This is a genomic window from Marinospirillum sp., assembly GCF_014859565.1.
In genome coordinates this window covers 1-2,205 of the sequence record NZ_JACUUA010000383.1, presented here as the reverse complement: position 1 = coordinate 2,205, position 2,205 = coordinate 1, and the positions used below count along the sequence as shown (strand labels likewise).

3 protein-coding genes are annotated in these 2,205 nt (G+C 55.4%); all 3 read right to left on the bottom strand.

The window, feature by feature from the left end:
* A partial coding sequence (locus IBX50_RS19940) for an alcohol dehydrogenase catalytic domain-containing protein (RefSeq protein WP_292258142.1) occupies nt 1-411 on the bottom strand: 411 nt, incomplete at its 3' end.
* A 23-nt stretch (nt 412-434) separates the two neighbouring features.
* Nucleotides 435-1,352 carry a GTP cyclohydrolase FolE2 gene (gene folE2 / locus IBX50_RS19935; protein WP_292258141.1) on the bottom strand — a complete coding sequence of 306 codons (918 nt, stop codon included), beginning with the start codon at nt 1,350-1,352 and terminating at the stop codon, nt 435-437.
* A 24-nt stretch (nt 1,353-1,376) separates the two neighbouring features.
* The coding region (locus IBX50_RS19930) for a peptidoglycan DD-metalloendopeptidase family protein (protein WP_292258140.1) at nt 1,377-2,205 on the bottom strand (829 nt) is incomplete at its 5' end.

Genomic DNA, 2,205 nt, shown 5'->3' with positions numbered 1-2,205 from the left:
CATCACACACAGCATGGCGGTATAACCGGCAGTGCCGATCATCATGGCCTGACGTGGTGTAAATGCGGTGGGTAGAGGAATCAGCCAGTCACCTTTAAGGCGGGCTTTTTGTGCCAGACCACCCCAGTGCACTTCACCAACACCCCAGCCGTTGAGCACCACGGCATCACCGGGCTGATAAGCCGGATTACTGCTGGACTCAACACTTCCGGCCAGGTCAATACCGGGCACCATTGGGAAGTTGCGCACCACCGGGCCTTTGCCGGTGATTGCCAGGGCATCCTTGTAATTGAGCGTGGAAAAATCGACCTTGATGGTGACATCACCGTCTGGCAGTTGGCTGTCTTCCAGCGAGGCCAGTTGGGTGCGGTAACCAGTTTCATCCTTCTCGATTTTAAGCGCTTTGAACATGGTCGACTCCGATTGTTGTTGTATTAGAACCAGTCGGCCTTGGGTGCCGGCTGGTTGGTGCGGCTGAGCCATTTACCAGCCACGGCATCATGGCCGTGCAGGCTTTCATAATGATGGACTTCAATGCGTGCATTCTGCCAGTCTGGCAGACCTTCCAGGCTGCGTGCAAGGCGACGAGCGGCATCTTCGCAGAACATCTGGTTGGCACCGTTACGCAGTGCAAAAGCCTGTTCGTCTGTACGTTTTACTGCGGTCTGCACGGGTGTGGCAAGGGCTTTTTCCATGCGCTGAATGAGTTCCGGCAGCTGTAGGCTGCTGGTGTAGCTCAGTGTTGAGTGGAGCTGGGCACGTGCCATGCTGCGTTGACTGTGGGGTGTTGCCAGGCTGGCATTGCTCTGCAGCCAGCGAGCAACTTCTTCCGGGCGGATACTGGCTTGATCAGCAAACTCTTCACGAAACACCTCGGCCAGTGCCTCACGTGACAGGGCGGCAGAGCAGGGGCAGGTGGATGAATATAACAGCTCAACACTTTCCAGCAGGTGGCTGCCCTGTTCATCCTGCCAGGCAACCAGTCGGATGGGGTAAGACTGCCAGCCGCTGTTATCACTGAGTAGTGCTGGAACCTTTTTTAACCAGTCAAAGCGTAATTCCAGGCGCAGATGCTGGCTGCCAGGTTGCTGGGTTTGCAACAGTTGCTCCAGCCATAACAGCAGATTGGCAGGGGTCAGTTCTGACTGGCTGCCCAGCTGCTCAAGTGTCAGGTACAGGCGTGACATATGAATGCCGCGTTGTTCTGCGCTCAGATCCACGGTCAGGGTGGCGCGGGCACTGATGTCCTGCTGCTGAAATTTAAGGCGCAGCGGAATTTCAGCCATGCCAACCTGATCCAGATGCAGGCTCTGGTGAGTCTGGTTGGCAACATCAGGGAGTGCAGCATTCATCAGTGATTTCCTGTAATTCATCAATTAGGGTGCAGTGGAGTCAGGCTGTATCAAGCGCTGTGCCAGATCCTGCAGGGCAATTCGGTTATCCAGTCCGGAAAAAATCTGCTGACTTTGTTCCTTGAACAGTTTGAGATCAGCCCCTTCCAGTTTTTCAACGCTGGGCAGTTCGGCGCGCATGGCGTCCACTGGGCGACCATTGATATGCAATTCATAATGCAGGTGTGGGCCGGTGCTGCGGCCGGTATTGCCGGTTTGACCGATGATCTGTCCACGTTTCACCTCAACCCCTCGGTTGACCTGAATACGGTGCAGGTGCAGATAACGTGTCTCAAATCCCTGTCCATGGTCAATTACAATATAGTTGCCGCCATAGGGGTGCCAGCCGCGACGAATGATGCGCCCATCTGCAGGTGCTCGAACCGGAGTTCCCGTTGGTGTAGCAAAGTCGGTGCCGTAATGCGGCTGGACACGCCCGGTGATGGGGTGGCGACGATTTAAGTTGAAGTTAGAGCTGATCCGAAAGCGCTGAACCAGGGGGATGCGATCAAAAGGAGGAATCAGGCTGATGCCTTCAGGAGTATAAAAGCGGCCATCCTGATGACGGGCTGCACGAATAGTCATGCGGTCACCCTGATAATCAAAAGCCAGTAATCGGGTGGAGTAGGGTGTGGGGTCATTACTCAGCCACTCTTGCTCAACCAGCAGGCTGAAGGTGTCCCCATCACGCGCGTCACGACGCAAGGGTAAGTGGCGATCCAGTGCTGCGGCTATGGCACCTTCCTGTCCAGCAATTTCTGGCATGTTGTTCAGGCTGTTGACCAGAATGCCCTGTAAGGTGCCTTCGAGTCGC

Excerpts from the sequence above, each read along its gene's own strand:
- folE2 (WP_292258141.1), bottom strand. The coding sequence starts at position 1,352 with ATGAATGCTGCACTCCCTGATGTTGCCAACCAGACTCACCAGAGCCTG.